This is a genomic window from Shewanella submarina, assembly GCF_042646185.1.
In the GTDB taxonomy this organism is placed as follows: Bacteria; Pseudomonadota; Gammaproteobacteria; order Enterobacterales; family Shewanellaceae; genus Shewanella; species Shewanella corallii.
Window position 1 is genome coordinate 936,326 of sequence record NZ_JBHRTD010000006.1, and the last position, 23,393, is coordinate 959,718.

General features: G+C 50.3%; 21 protein-coding genes. 16 read left to right on the top strand and 5 right to left on the bottom strand.

Annotated elements, in window-relative coordinates:
• Window positions 1-71 precede the first annotated feature (71 nt).
• On the bottom strand, window positions 72-632 hold the full coding sequence (locus tag ACFOE0_RS07055; protein ID WP_248934860.1) for a TetR/AcrR family transcriptional regulator: 561 nt from the start codon (window positions 630-632) through the stop codon (window positions 72-74).
• A gap of 135 nt (window positions 633-767) precedes the next feature.
• Between ACFOE0_RS07055 and ACFOE0_RS07060 the strand changes: the two genes are divergently transcribed.
• Both ACFOE0_RS07060 and ACFOE0_RS07065 read left to right on the top strand, forming a co-directional pair.
• Window positions 768-908 carry a hypothetical protein gene (locus ACFOE0_RS07060; protein WP_248934859.1) on the top strand — a complete coding sequence of 47 codons (141 nt, stop codon included), beginning with the start codon at window positions 768-770 and terminating at the stop codon, window positions 906-908.
• An 11-nt stretch (window positions 909-919) separates the two neighbouring features.
• Window positions 920-1,318, top strand: coding sequence for a dihydrofolate reductase family protein (locus tag ACFOE0_RS07065; protein WP_248935522.1), 399 nt, complete (start codon window positions 920-922; stop codon window positions 1,316-1,318).
• A 102-nt stretch (window positions 1,319-1,420) separates the two neighbouring features.
• Here ACFOE0_RS07065 and ACFOE0_RS07070 read toward each other — a convergent pair whose 3' ends face one another.
• Together ACFOE0_RS07070 and ACFOE0_RS07075 are read right to left on the bottom strand one after the other, a co-directional pair.
• Window positions 1,421-1,615: a DUF4250 domain-containing protein gene (locus tag ACFOE0_RS07070; protein ID WP_248934858.1), complete on the bottom strand. Its 195-nt coding sequence runs from the start codon at window positions 1,613-1,615 to the stop codon at window positions 1,421-1,423.
• Between the two features lie 105 nt (window positions 1,616-1,720).
• On the bottom strand, window positions 1,721-3,247 hold the full coding sequence (locus tag ACFOE0_RS07075) for a sigma-54 interaction domain-containing protein (protein ID WP_248934857.1): 1,527 nt from the start codon (window positions 3,245-3,247) through the stop codon (window positions 1,721-1,723).
• 174 nt (window positions 3,248-3,421) lie between these two features.
• Here ACFOE0_RS07075 and ACFOE0_RS07080 point away from each other — a divergent pair, with 174 nt between their 5' ends.
• From ACFOE0_RS07080 to ACFOE0_RS07095, 4 genes are all read left to right on the top strand, one after another.
• The gene (locus ACFOE0_RS07080; protein WP_248934856.1) at window positions 3,422-4,975 is read left to right on the top strand and encodes a flavocytochrome c; all 1,554 of its coding nucleotides are present in this window, start codon (window positions 3,422-3,424) and stop codon (window positions 4,973-4,975) included.
• Between the two features lie 48 nt (window positions 4,976-5,023).
• Window positions 5,024-6,667: an HAL/PAL/TAL family ammonia-lyase gene (locus ACFOE0_RS07085; RefSeq protein ID WP_248934855.1), complete on the top strand. Its 1,644-nt coding sequence runs from the start codon at window positions 5,024-5,026 to the stop codon at window positions 6,665-6,667.
• Window positions 6,668-6,711: 44 nt separating this feature from the next.
• Window positions 6,712-7,092, top strand: a complete 381-nt coding sequence (locus ACFOE0_RS07090) for a cytochrome c3 family protein (RefSeq protein WP_248934854.1) — start codon at window positions 6,712-6,714, stop codon at window positions 7,090-7,092.
• Window positions 7,093-7,178: 86 nt separating this feature from the next.
• Window positions 7,179-8,429 (top strand): OprD family outer membrane porin, encoded by a 1,251-nt coding sequence (locus ACFOE0_RS07095; protein ID WP_248934853.1) that lies wholly within the window; start codon window positions 7,179-7,181, stop codon window positions 8,427-8,429.
• Between the two features lie 19 nt (window positions 8,430-8,448).
• Here ACFOE0_RS07095 and ACFOE0_RS07100 read toward each other — a convergent pair whose 3' ends face one another.
• Complete coding sequence (locus ACFOE0_RS07100; protein ID WP_248934852.1) at window positions 8,449-9,747, bottom strand: diguanylate cyclase; 1,299 nt, start codon at window positions 9,745-9,747, stop codon at window positions 8,449-8,451.
• Between the two features lie 341 nt (window positions 9,748-10,088).
• Here ACFOE0_RS07100 and ACFOE0_RS07105 point away from each other — a divergent pair, with 341 nt between their 5' ends.
• From ACFOE0_RS07105 to ACFOE0_RS07135, 7 genes are all read left to right on the top strand, one after another.
• Window positions 10,089-10,733, top strand: a complete 645-nt coding sequence (locus ACFOE0_RS07105) for an MBL fold metallo-hydrolase (RefSeq protein ID WP_248934851.1) — start codon at window positions 10,089-10,091, stop codon at window positions 10,731-10,733.
• 1,030 nt (window positions 10,734-11,763) lie between these two features.
• Window positions 11,764-12,546: a DUF3450 domain-containing protein gene (locus ACFOE0_RS07110; RefSeq protein ID WP_248934850.1), complete on the top strand. Its 783-nt coding sequence runs from the start codon at window positions 11,764-11,766 to the stop codon at window positions 12,544-12,546.
• Window positions 12,546-13,901 carry a MotA/TolQ/ExbB proton channel family protein gene (locus tag ACFOE0_RS07115; RefSeq protein ID WP_115135564.1) on the top strand — a complete coding sequence of 452 codons (1,356 nt, stop codon included), beginning with the start codon at window positions 12,546-12,548 and terminating at the stop codon, window positions 13,899-13,901. Before ACFOE0_RS07110 ends, ACFOE0_RS07115 begins: the two co-directional genes overlap by 1 nt.
• A complete protein-coding gene (locus tag ACFOE0_RS07120; protein ID WP_115135563.1) occupies window positions 13,901-14,428 on the top strand; it encodes a MotA/TolQ/ExbB proton channel family protein in 528 nt (175 codons plus the stop codon). The genes ACFOE0_RS07115 and ACFOE0_RS07120 overlap by 1 nt, the downstream gene beginning before the upstream one ends.
• Before the next feature lie 13 nt (window positions 14,429-14,441).
• The gene (locus ACFOE0_RS07125) at window positions 14,442-14,846 is read left to right on the top strand and encodes an ExbD/TolR family protein (RefSeq protein WP_115135562.1); all 405 of its coding nucleotides are present in this window, start codon (window positions 14,442-14,444) and stop codon (window positions 14,844-14,846) included.
• A gap of 1 nt (window position 14,847) precedes the next feature.
• A complete protein-coding gene (locus tag ACFOE0_RS07130; protein ID WP_248934849.1) occupies window positions 14,848-15,462 on the top strand; it encodes an energy transducer TonB in 615 nt (204 codons plus the stop codon).
• Between the two features lie 11 nt (window positions 15,463-15,473).
• Entirely contained in the window at window positions 15,474-16,730 is a 1,257-nt protein-coding gene (locus ACFOE0_RS07135) for a hypothetical protein (protein ID WP_248934848.1), read from the top strand.
• Window positions 16,731-16,791: 61 nt separating this feature from the next.
• On the opposite strand, the gene ACFOE0_RS07140 is transcribed toward ACFOE0_RS07135, so the two are convergent.
• The gene (locus ACFOE0_RS07140) at window positions 16,792-17,295 is read right to left on the bottom strand and encodes a diguanylate cyclase domain-containing protein (protein ID WP_248934847.1); all 504 of its coding nucleotides are present in this window, start codon (window positions 17,293-17,295) and stop codon (window positions 16,792-16,794) included.
• Between the two features lie 67 nt (window positions 17,296-17,362).
• Here ACFOE0_RS07140 and ACFOE0_RS07145 point away from each other — a divergent pair, with 67 nt between their 5' ends.
• The 3 genes from ACFOE0_RS07145 to ACFOE0_RS07155 all read left to right on the top strand — a co-directional run bounded on the left by ACFOE0_RS07145 (window position 17,363) and on the right by ACFOE0_RS07155 (window position 23,309).
• Window positions 17,363-19,207: a DUF885 domain-containing protein gene (locus ACFOE0_RS07145; protein ID WP_380711664.1), complete on the top strand. Its 1,845-nt coding sequence runs from the start codon at window positions 17,363-17,365 to the stop codon at window positions 19,205-19,207.
• Between the two features lie 296 nt (window positions 19,208-19,503).
• Window positions 19,504-20,889: a glycerophosphodiester phosphodiesterase gene (locus tag ACFOE0_RS07150; protein ID WP_248934846.1), complete on the top strand. Its 1,386-nt coding sequence runs from the start codon at window positions 19,504-19,506 to the stop codon at window positions 20,887-20,889.
• Window positions 20,889-23,309 carry a hypothetical protein gene (locus ACFOE0_RS07155; RefSeq protein ID WP_248934845.1) on the top strand — a complete coding sequence of 807 codons (2,421 nt, stop codon included), beginning with the start codon at window positions 20,889-20,891 and terminating at the stop codon, window positions 23,307-23,309. Before ACFOE0_RS07150 ends, ACFOE0_RS07155 begins: the two co-directional genes overlap by 1 nt.
• Window positions 23,310-23,393 lie beyond the last annotated feature (84 nt).

Sequence of the window (23,393 nt, forward strand, 5' to 3'; positions counted from 1 at the left end):
CTGTCTGTAGCGTGCTTGCCAAACAAGGAGCCTGCAGGCACAGGTACTGACGAGTGCAGTCAGTGCCAGATTCAGTGCCGATGAGCCTCAATTGCCAGACAAATCAGTGCATAAGGCCCATCGATGTTGGTGACCTCATCATTGCCCGGATTACATTGGGCGGCGATGGCGACGCCGTGAAGGTAGTCTGCCAGCAAGGCAATAACCTGCATGAGTTGGGTGTCAGTCAGCGCTAATGGCTTAAGTGCAATGCCGACTTTGTCACTGAATACCTGTGCCGGTCCGTAGCTGGTCATGGACAGCATGGTTTCCAGCAGGCCTTGCTGACGACTCAGCAGGGCCAGATAGCTTTGGCACAACTGCTTTAACTCGGCTTGCCAATCTCCTGTGCCTGACGGGGTATAAATTTCCTCAATCAATGAAACCGTCAGAGCCTCAAGCAGGGCAGCCTTGTTGGCGTAATAGTGATAGATGGCCATAGCATCGATATCAAGCTCATTAGCTAACTGGCGAATACTGGGCACTTTGCCGTTTTCTCTCATCAGCTGACGCGCCATGTTCAGGATGAGCTCAGCACTGAGCTGACTTTTGTCTGCCCCCGGACGTCCCCGTTTTTTGAGCTTGACTGACATCAACAAGGTCTCTTAAACTTCAAATTCTACAGTGTAGAATTGTATTGGGTTACAGGTCCCTGTTCAAGGTTTTACCTGCTCCTTTGTTCATCCAAAGCAGGGATGAAAAGACTCGGTGAGTTTATTGAGGTTGTTATGACAAATATCGTGTACATCGCCACCAGTCTGGATGGTTACATTGCTGATAGTCAGGGCGGGCTGGACTGGCTGCATGCTATCCCAAATCCGGACCATGATGATTTGGGCTGGGCTGGGCTGAGTTTATCTCCGGTATAGATGCGCTGGTGATGGGACGAACTACCTTTGAAACGGTTTGTAGTTTCGATGTGCCCTGGCCTTATCCCAAGCCGGTTTTTGTATTAAGTAACAGCCTGAAGGAAATACCTGAAGCGTACAGGGATAAAGCGCAGTTGGTGACAGCACAACAAGCGGCGTCGTTGGAATCATTGGTGAAATCACTGAATGATAAAGGCTATCAGCGTCTGTACATAGATGGCGGCAAGACCATACAGAGCTTTATGGCCGAGGATTTGGTGTATGAACTTATCATCACCCAAATCCCGGTATTGCTGGGTGGCGGCAGTTCGCTGTTTGGCGCCGTGCCGCAAATGCAGAACTTCAGTTTGGTATCGTCAAAAGTGCTGCTGGGCGCTATGGTGAAAAATCACTGGCGTCGCCAAAGGTAACCATAATCGCAGCGAACAGCAAAAAGGGCCTGACAAGGCCCTTTTGTGTTTTGCATCGATCTTCTGTGTTTTGTATAGCTCGGTATTGGAAGTGAGTCGGGGTTACACAGGCTTATATTGGTTACTGGCAGCATCATAATGGTAACCAAGTGCATCCAGCTTGCTGTCCAGTTGGTCGACTGGCATATCCATCTCATAGTAGAGAGCCTGCCTGTCCGGGCACTTCAGTCTCAGCTTTTCATTGACTATGCCCAGTAATATGGCCGCTTCCAGTCTTTCCGGATGATTGATTTCCATAAATCCCCCTCATATACAAAAAGCGTTTTGATTGGCTTTAAACAAGTTACACCTGTCGACCCTTGGTCGCCAGGTGTATAGAAGTTTTTAGAACGCTGACATGGGTTATGCCTGGATACCCAGCTTCTTCATTTTGCTTCGCAGGGTATTGGGGTTGATAGCCAGCATTTCGGCTGCGCCGCCGCTGCCGTAAACTTTGCCGCCGCATACCTTGAGGGCATGGCTGATATATTTCTGCATCATCATCTCTAATGGCACCAGTTTATCGCCGGCGCGGCTGGGGTCGATAATGACCTGCTGGTTATCACAGGTGACGACTTCCGGCTCTGATGGCATCAAGAAGCTGAAATCCAAAGGGCCTTCAGGGTGCTGGATCACCGCTCGTTCAATGACGTTCATCATCTCCCGCACATTACCCGGCCAGGGGTAGCGACTGAGCAGGCTCAATTGCTCTGAAGGGATGCGGGGTAGCCTGGGCAGATTAAACTTGGCGGTCATTTTCTCCACGGCAAACTGTGCCAGCAGCGGAATGTCGGAAGTGCGCTGCCTAAGTGGCGGTATTTGGATGGGGAAGATAGCCAGGCGATACCAAAGATCCTGACGAAACTCGCCATCCTGTACCATATGCTGCAGTTCCCTGTGGGTGGCGGCAATCACCCGGATATTCAGCTCAATGGATTCATAGCCGCCCACACGGGTAATAGTGGAGTTCTGCAATACCCGCAACAATCGCACCTGAGCACTTAATGGCAATTCACCTATTTCATCCAGAAAGATGGTGCCACCATCGGCCTGCTCAAAATAACCCTGCTTACGTTGCTCGGCGCCGGTAAAGGCACCTTTCTCATAACCGAACAGCTCAGAGTCCAGCAATGAGTCGGGGATGGCGCCGCAGTTCACCTTAATAAAAGGTTTGTCCGCACGGGTAGAGTACTCATGCACGGCATTGGCTATCACCTCTTTACCTACCCCTGTTTCCCCCAAAATCAGTACGCTGGTGTCCAGATGAGCAATGGCCTGGACCTGCTCCATTACCCGCTTAAGGCCGGCATCAGCGCCGATAACGCCGTTTTTCACTTCCAGTGAACGCTTAAGCGTGTCGTTTTGCTCTGCCAATTGTTGATTCTGCGCCAGCAGGTTGCGGCCCTGCAGGTTAAAAGCTGTAATCAGCGCCAAAGGATGCATATGACTCTCAATCAGATCTGCATGAATGGCGCGGAAACTGTTGGGTGTCCTGCTGTAGTAGCCAACCACGCCCAGATGAGTGTCGTCGCAGATCATTCGCATCAATATAAGAGACTGGATATCGGGAAATACCCGCGGTGCCACATGGAAGGTCACCCCGTCCGTCTCAATATGGTTGATGATGCGAATAACCGGTCTGTCGGGTTGACTCAGCACCCGACACATCTCTTCGGTGAGTGGTACGCACTGATCCAGTGCCTCGGCAGAGTCATTGTTGGCATGAGCAATAAACTGGATTTGCTGCTGCTCCGGCTGGAACAGATTCATAAAGATGCCATCAATGGGAAGCTTCTGCTTCATATAGTGAAAATAGTGCTCCAGCGATTTTTCCAGCTGCAGGCTGGCACAAAGTCGCTGAGTCGCTTCGAAATAGCAGGTTTTTTCCATTGATATATCACGCTGACCACGAAATATCGTGATTGTAATTCGTTGTATTTCGCGCTTGTGTGCCCGTCATCAAAAAATTCCTTTTCTTTACCTCTTTTTAGGTGGTTGGCACGCCAAATGCTCTATCTGGGCATAGATTATCTCCTCTGGAACCAACTTGAAGGAATGTTCCAAATGTCAGAAAAACAAGAACTTAATCACAGTCGTCGCGCAATTTTGAAGGGTGGTATGGCGATGGCCGCCACAGGTTTGGGTGTGGCTGTGACAGGGTCCGCAATTGCTGCACCTAATACGCCGGAATCTTTTGACGAAGTGGTTGACGTTATCGTAGTGGGCAGTGGTTTTGCCGGTATGTCTGCTGCGTTGCAGGCTCGTGAAGGCGGTGCCAGGGTAATGGTTATCGACAAGATGCCGGTATTTGGTGGTAACTCCACCATCAATGGTGGCGCCATGGCGGTAGCCGGCAGTTCACTGCAAAAAGAAGCCGGTATTCAGGACGATGTTAACGTCATGGTTGACGACATGCTGAAAGCTGGTCGTGGTATGAACGACGTTGAGATGCTCAAGCTGGTCTGTGATGGCACCGCCGAATCCTGTGAGTGGCTAATTGGTCACGGCGTTAAGTGGAAGCCATTTGTTCAGCACTTTGGTGGTCACTCTATTCAGCGTGTTCTGCAGACTGTAGAAAGTTCCGGTGCTGGCATTATTCGTCCAATGATTAAAGTTGCCCGCGAGCAGGGTGTAGACATGCGTAACCAGGTTCGCATGGAGAGCTTTATCCAGGATGACAAGGGTCGTGTGATCGGCCTCGAAGTTCGCGAAGGTTATTATTTCCCGAAAGAAAAAACCGGTAAAATCCGCCGCTTCGGTGCACGCAAGGGTGTAATCATGGCGACCGGTGGCTTCGGTAACGATGTGAAATACCGCATGATGCAGATGCCGGAACTGAACAGCGAGCTGGATTCTACCAACCATGCCGGTGCTACCTCTGAAGCCCTGAAGCAGATGATGCTGATCGGTGCCAACCCAATTCACCTTGACCAGATCCAGTTGGGTCCCTGGTCTTCCCCTGACGAAAAAGGTTTCGGTACTGCCTCTCAGTTCGCCACTATCGCCACCTACCCACACGGCATCGTAGTCGATGTGCGTACCGGCGAGCGTTTCTTCAACGAACTGGCAGACCGTAAGGCTCGCGCAGATGCCATCATGACCCGTCGTGATGACAAGCATCAGCCTGTGTATCCGGTTGGCTTTACCAACGCGGCAGGCGCAGCCAAGGCTCAGACGCTGGCCTGGGGTATGAAGTACAACGTGATCAAGAAAGCTGACACGCTGGAAGAGCTGGCTGAGATCTACGGTATGCCTGCTGACAAGCTGAAAGCTCAGGTTGCGCGCTGGAACGAAGCGGTGAAAAACCGTGACGACAAAGAGTTCGGCCGTCCAATGCAGGAAGCGATTCTGCTGGAAGAGGGCCCATGGTATGCCGCTCGTATGTGGCCGAAAGTTCATTACTGCATGGGTGGCGTGCGCGTAAACACCCGCAGTGAAGTGCTGCACCTGATCACTGATAAGCCAATTCCTGGTCTGTTTGCTGCCGGTGAAGCGACTGGTGGTATTCACGGTGCCAGCCGTCTGGGTGCGTGCGCTGTGGCAGAAGGAGTGGTGACAGGTCGCAACGCCGGTCGCATCTGTGCTGCCGAGAAAGGTATCAACCTGCAATTATCCTGATAAATCCGTCCCCCAACTAAAAATGGGAAGTGAGGAGTGGAGAGAATGATGAACAAGAATACAAAAGCAATGTTGGCAACTCTGGCACTGGCGATGATCTCCGGCAGTGCAATGGCAAAAGACGCGGTAATGCTGACCGGTAAAGATATGACTCAGGCGCAGGCCTGGGCTATCGCCGATGGCGCCGAAGTGGAAATTGCCCCTGATGCTCTGGTGCGTCTGGAAAAGGCCTATGACCTGCTGATGGAATCTGCCCGTCAGGGTAAACCGGTATACGGTCTGACCGTGGGTGTGGGTCTGAACAAGGACCACAAACTGTTCGACGCTAATGGTCAGCTGAGCAAGGCGGTTATGGAAGCATCCAGCCAGTTCAACATCAGCACCCTGCGTGCTCACAGCGCCGGTGTCGGTGAGCCTATGCCGGTTCGCCTGACCCGTCTGGCGCTGGCTGTTCGCTTGAACACCATTCTCTCCGGTCAAACCGGTGTACAGCCAGTAGTGGCTGAGATCTATCAGGCATACCTGAACGAAGGCCTGACCCCAATCATTCCTTCTCAGGGCACTGTGGGCGAAGCAGACATTCTGCTGTCTTCTCACGTAGGTCTGGCAATGATCGGTGAGTGGGACGTGATGTACAAGGGCAAGCGCATGAGCGCTGCCAGGGCGATGGACAAGGCGGATATCGAGCCGCTGAGGCCTATCGGTAAAGATGCCCTGTCTATCCTGTCCAACAACTCAGTGGCTGTGGCTTACGCCATGGAAGGTTACCGCGCTGCCAAACAGCTGGTAGAGGTATCGCCAACTGTGTTTGGTTTGAGTCTGGAAGGTCTGAACGGTAACGTGGCGCCATTCCTGCCACAAACCAACGATATCCGTCCTTTCCCATACATTGGTGAAGTGGCTGGTGATATCCGTAACGTACTGACCGGCAGCTATCTGTGGGATGCCAACAAGGACCGTCCATTGCAGGATCCGCTGAGCTATCGCACTACTGGCTATACCCTGGCTGGTGCCGAGAAAGCCCTGGTTGATCTGGGTCAGATGATCGACATTCAGATCAACCACTCAGATGACAACCCAGCTGTAGTACTGGATGCGTCTGACGATTACAGCCAGTTCACTCAGGTGTCTCAGTACCTGGTAGAAGGCAAGGGCGGTGTATTCCCGACCACCAACTTTGAACCTCTGCCGGTTGCACTGGCAGTGCAGGGTCTGAACATTGCTCTGACTCAGGTTTCTCACAATGCGGTGCAGCGTACCATTCACCTGTCTGACAGCCACTTTACCAAGCTGTCCCGCTTCCTGGCGGCCCCTGGTAACAATGGTCACGCGTTCGGTGCAATTCAGAAAGCCTTTGTGGATATGCAAGTACGCAACAAGATGTTGGCCAGCCCGGTATCTTTCGACGGTATTGCCATCGCGGGTAACATCGAAGACACCTTCACCAACCTGAAGCTGGCGTCTGAGAACCTGATCCAGATCGTTGATAACACCAACACCATCTATGGTCTGGAGCTGATGCACTCGACTCAGGCTATCGACCTGCGTAAGCAAGCCAATGCCTCACTTAAGCTGGGTGATGACACCAAAGCTATGTATGAAGCTTTCCGAAAGCAGGTGCCATTTGTTGAGCAGGACCGTCCATACACGCCTGATATCAAAGCCGCCGGCGAATTTATCAAGAACTACTGATTATAAGAAAGGCGGGGCCGGTAAGCCCCGCAGCAGGAAACAACATGTTTAAGAAATTATCTGCTCTGATGTTAATGCTGGCTCTGGCGCCGGCAGCTGCCAACGCCTTCGGTGTGAAGGATTATCACAAAGAAGTGATGACAGGCGATGACGGCAAAGTTGAGTGTGCCGCCTGTCATGGCGATGCCAAGCGCAAAACCATTCCGGATGCGACTGCCTGTGAGGCCTGCCATGGCACCCCGGCTGACGTTGCAGAGATGACCAAGCGTGCCGATCCGCACGACATCAAAGTTGAGCCTAATCCACACGACAGCCTGCACTATGGCACTGACCTGCCATGTACTTACTGTCACATGGAGCACAAAGAGAGCAAAGTGTACTGTAACCAGTGCCACGAGTTCACTTACCCGGATATGAAGCGCTAATTCCCCGCTTCGGGAAAGACAATTAAGCCGCAGACACCTGCGGCTTTTTTTTCATTCGAAAATACCCACAACAATGGAATGAAAGCATGGAAAAACACAGCTTGTGGCTGGCACTGCTGGCCGCCTCCTGTTCCCTCAATGCGCAGGCCAGGCCCAATGCCGAACAGGGTTTGACCGGGCAGGAGCGCTTCTTTGGTGAGTTACGTCTGTTTGATTTCACCCGTGAGTTCAATGATGGTAAGCCTCATTGGCACGATACCAGTCTAGGTGGCCTGTTTGGTTATCGCAGTGGTCAGTGGCAGGGACTCTCCTTCGGTGGCACCTTTGCTTCCGCCAATCCACTCAACTGGCATGGTGGCGAGATTTACGGGCTTGTTGGTAATGATAGTGACAATAAAAATGGCGAGCGCAAAGCCGTCAACCGTGCTCAGGAATACTTTGTGCGCGCGGAGCGCTGGGATACTGCACTGACGGTAGGAGCGCACCAGCTTAGTTCGCCCATGATGAATACCCATGAAATTCGCGCCTTGCCCCGCAGTTTCCGTGGCGCCTTTGTCGAAAACCAGAGCTTAGATGGTATTAAGCTGCAGGCTCATTATGTGACTGATTCTATCGATTTTACCCGTAATACGTTTATTCCTGTCTCCCAGGCTGTCGAGGAGGAACTGGCAAAACGGGGCGTGGAGATTACAGTCGCGGATAATCCTGTGTACGCTTTCGGGGCCAGCTATGAGTCAGGCCCATCAATGAGCCGCGCTATTCAGGCCAAAGTTGACGCCTGGGTTTATCATATGCCGGACGTGCTGAGTCAGTACTATGGCAAACTCACCCTGACCAAATCGTTCGGTGACACGAAAGGCTATTTTTCGCCGTCCTGGCTACGTCAGCAGTCATCCCATACCCTGGGCGAGGAGGTGCTGGATACCTATCAGTACGGCGCCCACCTGGGGTTTGAACGTCAGGGGCTTAATACCGCACTTATTTATGCCCATACCGGTGAAGATGCCATGTTTACTCCCTGGGGGGATAGCAATGTGATTCAGCAGCAGGTATATGGCACAGGAAGGGGCAATGATAATGCCTATGGGGTTAAGCTGGCTTATGATTTGACCCGGTTTGGGCTGCAGGGGTTGAGTGCCAGTGCTCTGTACGCCAGCTATCGGTCTATCGATGAGCAAACCGAGGATTTTTACGAGCTGGATATGATGCTGGGTTATGAACTAAGCCATTGGCTGCAAGGGGCATCAGCCAAGGTGCGTTACGCCATCGCCGAGTTTGACCAGGGCTTTCGCGTAGATGATCTCAGGGTGCAGCTTTACTACAAGTTCACCCTGTAAGCCTTTTCAGGAAAAGGTATTAGCTGATGGCGCTGGCAAAGAAACAGGCCTTTCCACCTGACTTCTTAGCCTTATACATGGCGTCGTCAGCATTCAGGATCAGCTCTTGCGCAGTCACTCCATCATGGGGGTATACACTGATGCCGACACTGACCCCCAACTCCAGTGTTACCCCCTGATAGTGAATCGGATGACTCAAGCTTGTCTGTAGTTTATTCGCCAGATTCATCAGTTCATCATGATGTCTTACCGGCTCGACCAAAATGACAAACTCATCGCCGCCGAATCTGGCAATAACGTCTGACTTGCGTAGCAACTCCTTCATTCTATCGCTAATCTCAACTAAAGCCGTATCGCCGGCGGCGTGTCCATAGGTGTCGTTGACGGGCTTGAACTTATCCAAATCCACAAACAGCAGGCCAGCTTTATCGCCATACCTTTGGCACCTGAGTAAACATACTTCAAGCAGGTTGTTGAATGCACTGCGACTGAAAAGGCCTGTCAAATCGTCGTGGTCTGCGAGGTATCTGAGCTTTTCCTGTTGTCTTTGCAGCTGTTGAGTTTGCTTGGCGACCTCGTTTGACAATTCATCCTTTTGTATCGTTGTTTGCTCAAGGCTTGCCTTCATCTGGTTGAACTCTCTCCCGAGCCTGGCCAGTTCATCATTATGGGGAAGGTGTATCTGGCTTTTCATATCACCTTTGGCGAGCGCTGCTATTCCTTTATTGAGCTGGGTGAGGTTTTGGCTGAACTGGCTGTATGTGCGTGTTGCTACCGCAACCAAGGTCAGAGTGAACAGCAACATGGCAGCACCATTTATATATAAGTAGGTTTGCTGTTGAGCTGCGGAAAAGATAATGACAGATCTCTGATACTGAAAAATCGCTTCTGTCATCGACTGGAACGCCAACCCGTATCGTGCCATCAACATTCCATCCGGCGACAGCTGTAGCAACTGAGTAGAGGAGAGGGCTTGTTCCGAAAGATTAAGCAGGCTGCCAATCCCCTCATTGATTGAAATCATGGTGTTAACCAACAGCTCTTGCTCTGGTACGTCTATCTGGGTGTTGCTCAGCAGTGAAGTAAGGGTTTGTTGTTCGATGCGGATGGCAGCAATCGACTTCTGGTCTGCATGTATACTCATTTGCCACAGACGACTGCGGACCAACTCAAGTTGTTGTTCAATTTTGGCTACGTGTTCAAACTGAGTTTGGCTGTGGACCTGAATCTCCTTTTGCCGCGTCAGGGAATAGAGCAGCAACTGAGTCATTACCAGACTGAGCACGACCAAAATCAGGAGTCTGTGGGAGATTTTCATGATTGGAACATCCCATCAGAGCCTTGGGGAGAGACCTGGATAGGCGGTGTCTGCCGTGTCTGTGAACGGCTATGGCGTTGGCAGTTCATGCCAACACCAGCAAAGTTTGCGCTGTCCCTAATCATAAAGTGTCCGAAATTCACAATTCCTTGTTATGCTTTAAGAGTAGATAAGCATATGGGATTAAGCGAATTTCCTTTGACTTTAGGTGCTTAACCCCAAAAAACTGCCTAAAAGCCGGAATGGACTCGTTAATCATCAGGATTGTGATATTTGATATGGCGAAACAGGCGCGATCTGACGTAGTCTGATGACCATAGCCGTTCAAGAGTGATGAGTTGATGAAATACCTGATTATTCCAGTCACCCCTTTCCAGCAGAACTGCACCCTTATATGGTGCGAAAAAACCAATAAAGCCGCAGTGGTCGATCCGGGCGGCAACCCGGAACGAATCAAAGCTGAAATTGAAAAGCAGGGAGTGACGCTCGATAAGATCCTGCTGACCCATGGCCATATAGATCATGTTGGCGCAGCCGGGTTAATGGCTGAAGAGTTTGATGTGAAGGTGTATGGCCCTCATATTGGTGACAAGTTTCTGTTTGAACAGTTACCCCACCAAAGCCAAACATTCGGCTTTCCTCCCTGTGGCAGCTTTGAGCCAGATACCTACCTTGAAGATGGTGACAGGATTGAGCTGGGTGAGCTAACGCTCAACACACTGCATTGTCCGGGGCACACACCTGGACATGTGGTTTTTCATCATGCTGACTCGTCAATGGCAATGGTGGGGGATGTTCTTTTCCGTGGTTCTATTGGCCGTACTGACTTTCCGGGCTCCAATCACGGGCAATTGCTGCAGTCAATCACCGGGAAGTTGTGGCCATTGGGTGAGCAGGTCGCATTTATTCCCGGCCATGGCCCCAACTCTACTTTTGGAGAGGAGCGTCGCTCTAATCCGTTTGTTGCCGATCAGCTGTTTGCCTAGTTTGGTCCTTGTTCACCATGGCGGGTGATGTCTGGTTCTTTGAAAAGGGTGCCTCAAGAGTAGGCACCCTTTTTGTGTCATTTAGCCTGGTTAAAGGTGCCTCTATCTAAAGTGCATCACCAACAAGGGCTGGTATTGGCTTCACTTGCCCCGGCCAGTCATCCCTGTTGTGCTTCTTTCCAATTTGCCGCATTACAACGCAGCCCCCGGGTAATCGGACTTGATAGCCAGTTGTAAAGCAGCAAATATGCGAGCGTCTGAGCTTACTCCTGCATTACACCTTTCCGCCGATGGCCGAGTTCTACCCTCATCTCTTGTTCTAATCGAACAAGCACTTTTCTTCGTTATGAACAAGAGCTTGAGCTGTGCGCCTTATCACTGATTCGGAAATGATAATGATTTACAATAACTCTGGTTAATTTGATTGTTTGCAGGATTAATAAACTCAATTGCATATCCAAAAATTAACAACCCCTGATTTTGCTGATTTAACAAAACCCAGGGAGAAAAATCAGCGGGCACTGGATGTTCTTTTCAAATACGCAACCTGGTATATCAGTGTAATCACAGCAACTGATGTAAAAGTGATTGGTTTTTGATGTTTTGATGTTCGTAAATTAGAACGATTGTTAGAGTGGTAAAAGTAATTTTCGCTCAGTTTAAGTGTTGCGGTGAAAATATTAATTGCTTATAAAACAATGTCTTTTTGATTTTAAATTAAGTATTCCGACTTTCGAAATTATTTGCTTTGAAAACCGTTAAGTTCAAAAAAACATCGTTTTGTGAAGATCCCGCTTCAAAGGCATTTTTACCGCAGTTTTACTGCTGCCGCATTGTTGACACAGGTCAACATTTTGTGAAATGATGCCACCGGGTCTATGCCCGGCAGGGCATGGGATAGGAAACAAAAAACAAACAATCACAATATAAAGACATACTCACTGGCGTGGTTAGCAGTGGCATTGTTTGCCAAATTGCACATGACCTATGAGTTTAACCTTTTTAATTCACATCAAATTGGTTGGGAACTATGTCCAAGGTAAGTAATAGAACAAAAATCGCTACTGCACTGGTTGGTGCTCTGGCGCTTGCCAGCAGCAACTTAGTCGTTGCAGACCCTCTTACCGACGTGCAAAAGGCCGACAGCAAAATTCATGCTGCAGCTGCGTCATCTCAAAAGAAGGTCGATAAGTATTTTGACCAGGCTCAGGACATGCTGTTCGAATACAGTTCAGTTGCTGATGAGCGTGAGTCCCTGAAAGCCTATAACGATTATCTGGCAGGCCTGGTTGCTGACCAGGAAGCCACAATGAAGTCTATTCAAGACGACATCAACGGTGTTGATCGTCTGCGTCAGGGCGTTGTGCCTCTGATGTTTAAAATGGTAGATGCACTGGATCAATTCGTGGCTCTGGATCTGCCTTTCAACACTGAGACTCGTCAAGAGCGTGTTGAGAACCTGAAAAGCCTGCTGAACACTGCTGAAGTTACTCTGGCCGAGAAGTATCGTCTTATTCTGGACGCATACAACATCGAGCGTGAGTATGGTCGCTTCCTGGGCATTGAGACAGGTAAGCTGAACATCGATGGTAAAGAAGTACTGGTTGATTTCCTGAACCTGGGTCGTGTTGCTGTATACGCACAGAGCCTGGATCAAAGGTCTGCGTGGATGTACGACGCTGAAACCAAATCCTGGGAGCCACTGGATCAGGCGTACCTGCGTGAACTGACTAAAGGTATCCGCATTGCCCGTAAACAGGCTGCACCAGATCTCTTCTCCTTACCAATCCCAGCTGCGGAGGCTGCACAATAATGAAGAAGTTTATTTCTACTGCCATCGTAGCAGCGACTTTCGCACTGACCTCTGGTAGCGCAATCGCTGCTGACGCACCACAGTCTATTGAACAGCTGCTGCAGCAGGTTCAATCTGACCGTGCTTCTCAGTCTAAAGACAATGCCAAGCGTGAAGCTGAGTTCCGTGCTGAGCGCGGTGACAAGGCTGCTCTGCTGAAGCGTGAAAAAGACGCTCTGGCTGCAGAACGCCAGCGCGGTGTTGACCTGAACCAGGCCTTCCTGGACAACGAGCGTAAGATTGCTCAGTTGGAAGAAGACCTGAAAACTGCACAGGGTGACCTGGGTGAAATGTTCGGTGTTGTTAAAGGTGAAGCCGGTGATTTCGCTGGTAAGCTGGTTGGCTCCAACATCTCTGCTCAGTATCCAGACCGTGATACCTTCATCGCTGAACTGGGTGCCCGTAAGCAACTGCCTAAGATCGAAGAGCTGGAAAAGTTCTGGGAAGAGCAGCTGCTGGAAATGGTTGAAAGCGGTAAAGTTGTGAAGTTCCAGGGCCAGGTAACTGGTATCGATGGTAACGTTCGCGACACCACCATTACCCGTGTGGGTGCGTTTAACCTGCTGGCTGACGGCGAATATGTTGTATTTAACTCTGACCTGGGCCTGATTCAGGAACTGTCTCAGCAGCCTGACGGCTACGTAGTCAGCACTGTTGCTCCATTTGAATCTGCTTCTACCGGTGCAGAAAACCTGTACATCGATACCACTGGTGGTGTTCTGCTGAACATCTTCACCCAGAAAGCGTCTATCGAAGACCGTATCGAAGCGGGTGGTCCAATTGGTTACATCATTATTGGTCTGTTGGCTCTGGGTGCACTGATTGCGCTTGAGCGTCTGATCACTCTGTCTATCATCTCTGGCAAAGTTAAAGCACAGCGTAAGAATCTGGACAACCCAGGTAACAACCCACTGGGTCGTATCCTGAAAGTTTACCAGGACAACAAAGACGTTGATGTTGAAACTCTGGAACTGAAACTGGATGAAGCCATCCTGAAAGAAACTCCAGCGCTGGAAACTCGTATCTCTATCATCAAAGTGTTTGCGGCTATCGCTCCTATGATGGGTCTGCTGGGTACCGTAACCGGTATGATTGCAACCTTCCAGAGCATCCAGCTGTTCGGTACCGGTGATCCTAAGCTGATGGCTGGCGGTATCTCCATGGCTCTGGTAACTACCGTACAGGGTCTGATTGCTGCACTGCCTCTGATGTTGCTGCACGCTATCGTAGTGGCACGCTCCAAGTCTGTTGTACAGATTCTGGAAGAGCAGAGCGCAGGTATTGTTGCTGAGCACGCTGAGAAGAGGGCTGACTAATGATGCTATTCCTGATGGACATTTGGGATTCCGTCAGGGGCTTCATGGCCTCCGGAGGCGACGTCCTCTGGCTGGTTGCGGCAGTGCTGTTCTTAATGTGGGTGTTAATGCTGGAGCGTTTTTGGTATCTGACCTTTGTCACGCCAAAACAGCACAAGGCAATTATCGCTGCATGGGAATCCAGAGAGGATAGCACCTCCTGGTATGCACACCGCATCCGTGAAGCTTGGGTATCCCAAGCGAAGCAAGACTTAACTGCACGCATGCTGCTCATTAAAACTCTGGTTGCCATCTGTCCTATGATAGGTCTGCTGGGAACAGTAACCGGTATGATTAGCGTGTTCGATGTAATGGCGGTTCATGGTACGAGTAACGCTCGTATGATGGCGGCTGGTATTTCGATGGCCACTATGCCTACTATGGCTGGGATGGTCGCGGCGCTCTCAGGGGTATTTTTCAGTGCCCGTCTGGACGCCAAGATGAAGATCAGTCTTGAGAAGCTGAAAGACAGCATGCCGCATCATTAGAGAGAGAATAAATATGGCACGTAAAAAGCACTCAACGATGGATGAAGAAGCGCAAATCGATATGACGCCGATGCTCGACATCGTGTTCATCATGTTGATCTTCTTCATCGTAACGACATCTTTTGTGAAGCCATCAGGTTTGGATTACAACAAGCCTGAAGCCAACACTGCAACCAAGAAGCCATCAGCGAACATCTTTATCGGTGTGAGCAAGACCGGCATCATCATGATGGAAAACCGTCAGGTTGATGTTGAGCGTGTAACTGCTAACGTAGAGCGTATGTTGGCCGAAGCACCTGAAGCTGCGGTTCTTATCCAGGCGGATAAAGAAGCTCAGCACGGTCTGGTGATTAAGATCATGGATCAGGTGAAAGCTGCCGGCATTAGCAAGATATCGGTATCAGCGGGGAACGAATAATATGATTAGAGCAATAGTATCAATACTCATTGGTGCTGCTATCACATTTGCTCTGTTTGTATTTATGGCATTCTTGATCGGCGGAGGCGCCAAGCGCGCCGAAGTCGGAGAAGAAAGCCCTGTTATTCAGATAACCATGGATAAACAGGATGCAACGGCGCAGAAGAAACCGAGGGTAGCACCTAAGCCACCACCACCACCGGAGCAACCGCCAAAGCCTGATACGACTCCACCGGATGCTTCATCCGACATTGACACCTCTATGTCGTTTAATATGGGTGCAGTGGATGCAGGGTCAGCAAACACCGGGTTTAAGCTGGGTAACATGATGACCCGTGATGGTGATGCAACACCTATCGTACGTATCGAGCCTCAATACCCTGTGGCTGCGGCACGTGATGGCAAGGAAGGCTGGGTACAGCTGAGCTTTACCATTAACGAAATTGGTGGTGTGGAAGATATTAAGGTCATCAAGGCTGAGCCAAAGCGTATCTTCGACCGTGAGGCGAAGCGCGCACTGAAAAAGTGGAAGTACAAGCCAAAGATTGTTGATGGTAAAGCTATCAAACAGCCTGGCATGACTGTCCAGTTGGACTTTAAACTCAATAAAGACTAAGGAGATTGTGAATGCGTAAAGTAAACAAACTTGCCGCTGCGATGTTGCTCTCCTTGTCAGGTGGCGCTCTTGTAGCGTCACCGGCTGCCCTGGCAGCTAAAGGTGACTGTCCAATCGACAAGCGTAAATCTCAGGCAGTGGGTCAGTCCAGTGCCAAGAAGGTACAAAGATCTTTCCAGGCTTATCAGGAAGGTAATCTGGACGAAGCGATTGCGATTCTTCTGGAAGCTAACCCAAAGGATAAGTTTGACAAGGCTTATATCGCTCGTATGCTGGGTAACTTCTACGCCGAGAAAGGCCAGATGGATACCTCGCTGAAATATCTGAAACAGGCTGTTGACGCCAACGTACTGGGTGGCGGCGACCATGGCCAAACCATGCGCCTGTATGCAGATATTTTGGTTGGTGAGAAGCAGTTCAAGGAAGCCGTTGGCTACTATTACAAGTGGATGGAATTCACCTGTAAAACTGAAGATGCCCAGGTTTACCGCAGAATTTCTGTATCTCACAGCCAGCTGAAAGAGTGGGATGACTCGCTGAAAACAGCCGACAAAGCGATTGAGTACTCTGACAAGCCTGATAAAGGCCTGTATCAGTTGAAGTTGACTGCATACTTCAACAAGAAGCAGTACAAGAACGCTATTGGCGTGCTGGAAACCATGGTGAAACTGTTCCCTGCGGACAAGACACTTTGGGTACAGCTGGCTCAGTTCTATCTGCTGGTGGAAGATTATAAGAACGCTATGGTGACTTATGATCTGGCGTACAAGATGCAAGCTTTGACTACTGAAGCAAACCTCAAGCGTTTGCCTCAGTTGATGGCTCAGCAGGGTACTCCATACCAGGCGGCTAAGATCTTTGAGAAGCACATGAAGTCTGGTCAGATTGAGAAGAATAAAGCCAACGTTGAACAGCTGGCTCGTTTCTTCCATCAGGCTAAAGAGATGAAGACTGCCGCCAACCTGTATGGCGAAGCGGCTGACTTTGACAACGATGGCGATATGTATCTCAAGCAAGGCCGTTTGTTGGCGCTGGAGCAGGATTTCAGACCAGCGATTGCTGCACTGAAGAAGGCATTGGATGCGGGCGTGAAGAACAAGGGCGAAGTCGACTTCGAACTTGGTCTGGCTTACATCGGCCTGAAGCAGTACAAGTCTGCGCACACCTACATGAAGCGTGCAGCCAACGACAGCAAGACAGCGCGTAATGCCAAGAGTTACATTAGCTATCTCAAAGAGAAAGCACGTATCAACAACATTACGCTGTGATAGCAAAGCATGAAAAAAGGCCACCCCAGGTGGCCTTTTTTGTTTCTGCCGTAAGCCCGGTTTACATTGAACTCAGCAGGTGCTGATTGGCGTTATGTTCAAGCTCATCACTGAGTTGGTCAACCTTCTCAAACAGGGCTTCAAGGGACTTTTCCCGGGTGGGTCGACAGCCGATTGCTGCTATCTTGTATCCCAGGCTAAAGCTGTGATCTCTCTCATATTCCTGGACAAATGTGTCCATACATTGTTCTATACGTTCTACGACAATTTCGATACCGTGATCGCTGATATTGAACAGGCCAATGGCAAACAGATCGTCATCCAGCCTGGCTATCATATCAGTCGCCCTGAGGAGGCACTTTTCAATATTGTTGGTGAGCGATTCGAGCAATCCCGGGTGGTGATAGGTCTCATGGAGGTGCGGACGCAGAAACACCAGTGTTAACTGCTCTTTCTCTCTCAGGTGTCTGTGCCATTCACGGTTGAACACCTCAAGGAAATAGGTTTGATTGTAGACACCGGTTTCCGGGTCTCTGAATCCAGAATTACGAAACGAAAATATCATCGGGCGCCTCCCTCTGACCTGATACAGAAAGTATAGATAGATATCCGGCAAAAAAGGAAAAATAACAATGAATAAAACAATCGTGGGGATGAAGTCGGTATTATCCGTTGCTGTGGCATTGGCGCTGACTGCCTGTGGTCAACCAGAGTCACAAACACCATCACAGCCATCTCAGGAGACGGCTTCCAGTCAGGCTGAGCAGTCCGTTCAAACTGCTGAGCAGGTTTATCAAGCATTGGTTGATCAGTATTTTAAAGATTACCTGGCGCTTAACCCCATTATGGCTACTTATGTGGGAGTGTCAGATTACAACGACCAGTTTGGTGATTACCTGACTGATGAGTATCTGAAACAGCGTCATGATTTTAACAAGGGCTATCTGGAGAAGCTTAAGCAGATAGACAGAGAGGCATTGCCAGCTTCGCTACAGCTCAGCTATGACCTGTTTGAATATGACCGCAATCTGGAACTGGTGGCAGAAACCTTCCCAGAGCGCTTTATTCCCATGAATCAGTTTTACAGTGTGGTCATCACCATGATCCAACTGGGAACCGGTGAGAGTGCACAGCCATTCAATACTGTTGAGGATTATCGCAACTGGGAAAGCCGGGTGAACGGCTTTATCAGCTGGATTGATATGGCTAAGTCCCGTATGAACGATGGTATTGAAAGCAATGTGGTGCTGCCACGTGTGCTGGTCGAGCGTATTTTGCCTCAGTTGGATGCGCAACAGGGTAAGGCACCGGAAGACAGTATCTTTTATAGCCCTATCGCCAAGATGCCAGATAGTTTCAGTGACGAACAAAAAGCTCAGCTGACGGCTGAGTACAAGGCCATGATAGGTGAGCGCTTGCTGCCGGCGCTCAGCGGCTTGCGACAGTACTTTGCTGAGGTTTATCTACCCAAGTCCCGTGGCACTGATGGCTGGTGGGATCTTCCCAACGGCAAGCTGTGGTATCAACATCTTGCTAATCGTCATACCACGACTTCCATGCCGGTCGATGATATTCATCAGGTTGGTTTGAACGAGGTTGGCAGGATTCTCGATGAGATGGACAAGGTGCGCCAGAAGGTGGGTTTCCAGGGCGACCTGAGCGAATTTTTCGCTTCACTTTCCAGTGAGGATAAGTACTTCTTTACTGAACGTCAGGATCTGGTTGATGGCTATATGGCATTGAAAGATAAAATCAATGTGGTACTGCCTGAATATTTTAATGTGATGCCGAAAGCCGATTATGTGGTTAAGCCGGTAGAAGCATTCCGTGAGCGCAGCGCGGCAGGCGCTTCATACCAGTCTCCGGCGGTAGATGGCAGCCGCCCCGGTATCTTCTATATCAACACCTTTAACCTTAAGGCTCAGCCCAAGTGGGGTATGACCACATTGTCCTTGCATGAGGCGGCTCCTGGTCACCATTTCCAGATTGCCATTAAGCAAGAACTGACCGGTGTGCCTGAATTCCAGCGTTTCAGCGGCTACACCGCGTTCGAAGAGGGATGGGGTCTGTATGCGGAATATCTGGGCATGGAAATGGGTTTGTTTGAAGACCCTTACCAGTACTTTGGCAAGTTGTCAGATGAGATGTTGCGTGCCATGCGCCTGGTGGTGGATACCGGCCTGCACGCCAAAGGCTGGACCCGTGAACAGGCGATACAGTATATGAAGGACAATTCGCCAATGGCAGAGTCCGACATAGTTGCCGAAGTAGAGCGTTATATGGCTATTCCAGGCCAGGCGCTGTCTTATAAGGTCGGCCAGCTGAAGATTCTTGAGCTGAGAGCTCATGCAGAAGCTGAGTTGGGCGATAAGTTCGACATTAAGGCATTCCACGACCAAATCCTCACTTCCGGCTCATTGCCTATGGCTGTGATGGAGCAAAAAATTAATCGTTGGATTGCGTCACAGAAGGCATGATGTCGGTTTAATCGACAAATCATGAAAGGCTCTGCATTGCAGAGCCTTTTTTCTGTGCAAATGTTCATGTTAGCGTTATTAAGTGATTGAATTCTGAGCTTTGCTTGTCTATTGTTGCCAGCCTTTATGTGCCTGCCAACCCAGAGGCAGGTCTCTGATGTTAAAGCCGGAACCTTGCAATAACGACTATGGAATTCGCCCATCTTTGTCGCAACCTGCGACCAGTAGTAACCCTTCCTTTGATTGCTTCAGTACTTCTACTTGCTGGTTGTAAATCGACACCGGAACAACCGGAAGTGACATGGAAAACTTCCCCTGCGCTATCCGCCTTACCGGCAAATGCCATGAAGTATGCCAGCACGCCAGAGCGTTTGGCGGAACTGGAAGCAGAACAGGTGGCGTTATCTAAACGGAATCTGTTTATGACAGGTGCCGGCACTCTGAGCCTGATCAGTGTTCCCTCGTCTTTCCCGGACGTCGTGGCCCACCGGGGGCATTTCAACTGGCCGGAAAACACCCCCTATGCAGTGCAAATGTCTGTTCCCGCTGACTTTGACGGCGCAGAGATTGACGTCATGCTGACCGATGATGGTTACTGGGTCGCCCACCATGATGCTAAAACCGGTCGCTCTGTAGGCCGACATGACGGCAAACGTTTTGATATGGATGATATCAGTGGCAAAGAGTGGAACAGCCTGAGGATCCGGGATAAGAGTGGACAGTTAACCAATTATCCAGCGCCCTATGCCGTTGACCTGTTTCAACATTGGGCCATGCATCTGGGATCTGGCAAACCCCTGAATATCGAAATCAAATCCGAGGCGGATGCGCCTGATCTGTATAACCTTGATCGTATGGCCAGGCAGTATATGGGGCAGGGGAATTTCTTCTATTCAGCGATGAAGATGGAGACACTGGAGACCTTGCGGGAAATCAACCCTCAGGTGTATCTGGGTTATGTATGGGAAGCTGACGGCGAGTCAATTGAGATAGCCAAGCGTGACTATCGCAAGGCGGTGAAATCTGACGCAGCTTATGCAGCCTACTCAAACTGGATTGAATCCGCCGGACGCTATGAAACCCGCCGTCGCCATCGCAACGGCAGTAACAAGCTATCGGCAATCGAAGTGCGGAATAAACTGGGTCGTAATGCCGGTCTGCACGTGGATATTCGCAACATAGTCCGGGCCCCAACCATTGCCAGTCGGGTTAAGTCTGCAGGACTAAGCCGTCTTGCAAGTTACAGCATCAATGGAACCGAGTATCACCAGAGTCAGTTGGCCTGGCTTGAGCGTAACGGTCGTACACTGCCGGATGAAGTGATTGCTGATACTGACAAATACCATATGTACACCCGTATGCAGCCCTCGCTGATTAAACCCGCATTTCTTAAACTGTCCCGTGAACAGGTAATAGGTCAGCAACTTACACAGGCTCAAATTATAGGTTTATTACCTGCGGATGCGGATTTCTCCCGCCTGGATGAGCAGGGTGATTATGTGACCAATGGTTTTTATCTGACGCTGGCGGGCAAAGTGCGAGCACTGTTTCAGGCTCAGGCTGCGGTCAGCACTAAAGCCAAAGTCGTTAATGATGGTCCCAAACGTATCCGTGATGATGAGTCACTGGAAGTGATGGGCGCTGCCATTGAGATCTCCCTGCCGGTTAAGGGAGGTCAATAATGTCCAGTTCTGCTTTTGAGCAAGTTGCTGCCGATGGTCAGCCCGGTTCTATGCCTGAAATTTCTGAGCCAGCTGCCAACGGGGTTAAGCCTAAAAAGAGTAAACAACAGGATAAACCCAGATGGCTGATGATCCTGCTGTTTATCCTGTCAGCCCTTTATCTGTTACCTGAGGCGATCTTTAACGCCCGCCTGGTTCAGGTTGCAGGTGGTGGCAGTATGGACAGTAACGAACTGCATCTGGTGGAACTCTTTGGGCGAACCATATCCGGGATAGGTGTCAGTCTGCTGTTAGCCGACTGGTTGCTGAAAGGTTGGTTGGTACGCACTGTTCCCAGAGTGATCATGGGTTTTGTGGTGATAACCGCTTTGGCATGGCCGACAGTGTTTTTCGGTCAGAAGTTGCTGATTGATAAGTTGCTGGTTGACCCAAGTACCTCGCAGCAGCGGCAAGAGGCATTTTTTGCTTCAATTCTGCGCTCGGGATTGGCCACCAATGCTGTCAATATTAGCGGACTGCCATACGACCCAGAGCACGCCACCAAGCCGGAGGAGATGACCTTTCTGGCGCTGATGGGCGGCCTGGTATATGCCAACTCTGAGTTTCTCGGCCATGTCGACCAGCAGAAACATGCCATTGTGGAGCGTTATATCACCAACAGAGCCGGGACTGACTTCGATAACTATTACGCCAGATACAAAGGGATGCGTGAGCGTCTGATTGGTGGCTGGGAGGAGTACCAGTCCGGAGTTAAACGCTATAACGCAGCGATTGCTTCCTCACCGGCCAGAGCTGATAAAGCCTGGGAACAGGTAGAGTCAGAAGTGGCGACAGGCTGGAACAAATATCAAAAAGCGCAGCAGGCTTACTGGGGGCGGGCAGAGGTTCGTGCGCAGGAGATGGCGCCCAAAATCGCCAGGCTGTTTGATGAGCGCAACGATTGTATCGAGCGCTATCAGACGAAACGCAAAAACCCGGAACGTTTGAACTCCTGCATTCGCAGCATCGACAAAGATCACGAACGCTTACTGGATAAATATCACCTTAGCTATCAACCGTTGGATTATTGGTTAATCCGTAAAGAGGGGCGCATTAAAGGTGAAACCACCATAGGTCAGTCTGTGATGACTTTAGGGCTGTCTGCACTGGTGGCAGGGCTTGAACACCTTACCGGTGATGCCGGTGAGCAAGTGATTCACTGGGTCTACAGCCGCGACGTTTCAGACTATACGCCCAAAATTATGGGACTGTGGCAGGAAAAGTTTGAGAAAGAGACAGGCTATCCTATGGGAATCGCCGATCTGCAAACCTTCAGGCAACACGCAGTGACAGCCCGCAAAGTTCGTGCCCGACTGGCTAAAGAAGGTATTCAGCTGGCGTCAACCTGGCAGATTAACCAGATTGGCAGTTTCCAGAATGCGGTTGCCAAAAGGGTAAAACAGGAAGCTGATGGCAAATGGAACCGGGAAATGCGGAAGCAGGGCTGGCAACTTACGCCGAACCTGAGTTGGGGCCAGTTCCAGCGCAGTGAGACGATTCAGGCGCGTATTAAGCGGGAAATGGGTGAGCGCTATTATGTTTCCCCTATGCTGGCAGACTGGAATAACAAAGAGTTTTATCGCTTTGCCATAGTGCCAAACATCAAACGCGAGACCGAGCACTGGATTGGGTATCTGGATGCTTCATTAAGCCAGTTTGCAGATGGTGGACCGCTCGCAGAAGAGGGCAAGAATGCACTGCGCTCTGTGCTGGTGCCACCGATTTCCATGGGACTGTCGTTGCTGCTGGTTATTCTGACCGCGCTTAAACTGCCGCTGAAGTTCTGGCAACTTGTGCGTCCTGGACAGGTGCCAAACACCTTGCGTGATACAGCTATCAGCATGGGACTTATTCTGGCTGTTGTTATCGTGCCACTTGCTATGCTTGAGTCCAAGTTTACGGCGGGAGAGTCAACCGCGGGTTATTTCTTCGATCAGGTTGAACAGCAAAGCTCCCCGGTAACCGCCATGGCGCTGCGTTGGGTGGTGCATACCCAGCCTGTGGTGCAGCCACTGGGATACGGACTTGATGAGGTGTTTGGGGTTACGGATTGGTTCAGCGACAACCTGGAGCACAGTATTGGCCTGTTGGATGCCAGTGTGATGCCGGTTTTGGCAGCGGGCACAGGCGCTAAAACTCAGGTAAGCGAAGTGATTGATGATAAAGGCATGCTGAGATTAATCCCGTTGACGGTCAAGAGTAACGCCCCTGGCGCAAGGATTCGGATTATGAATATCAAACCTAAATACAAGGCGGGTATGCAGCTGCCGGTGAGCAACTATGATATTCAGGTATCTGCCCCGGGTTACCAGACTGAACGCCGTTGGGTGCAACATAACCAGCACCAGGATGTGCACGAATTTAACCTGAAGTCAGAATAATTGGCTTTGGGACGTGTCAGTCATATACTGACGAACTGCGGCGGAAAGGTGACTTATTCCCAACGCCGTGGATACTATGCCTGC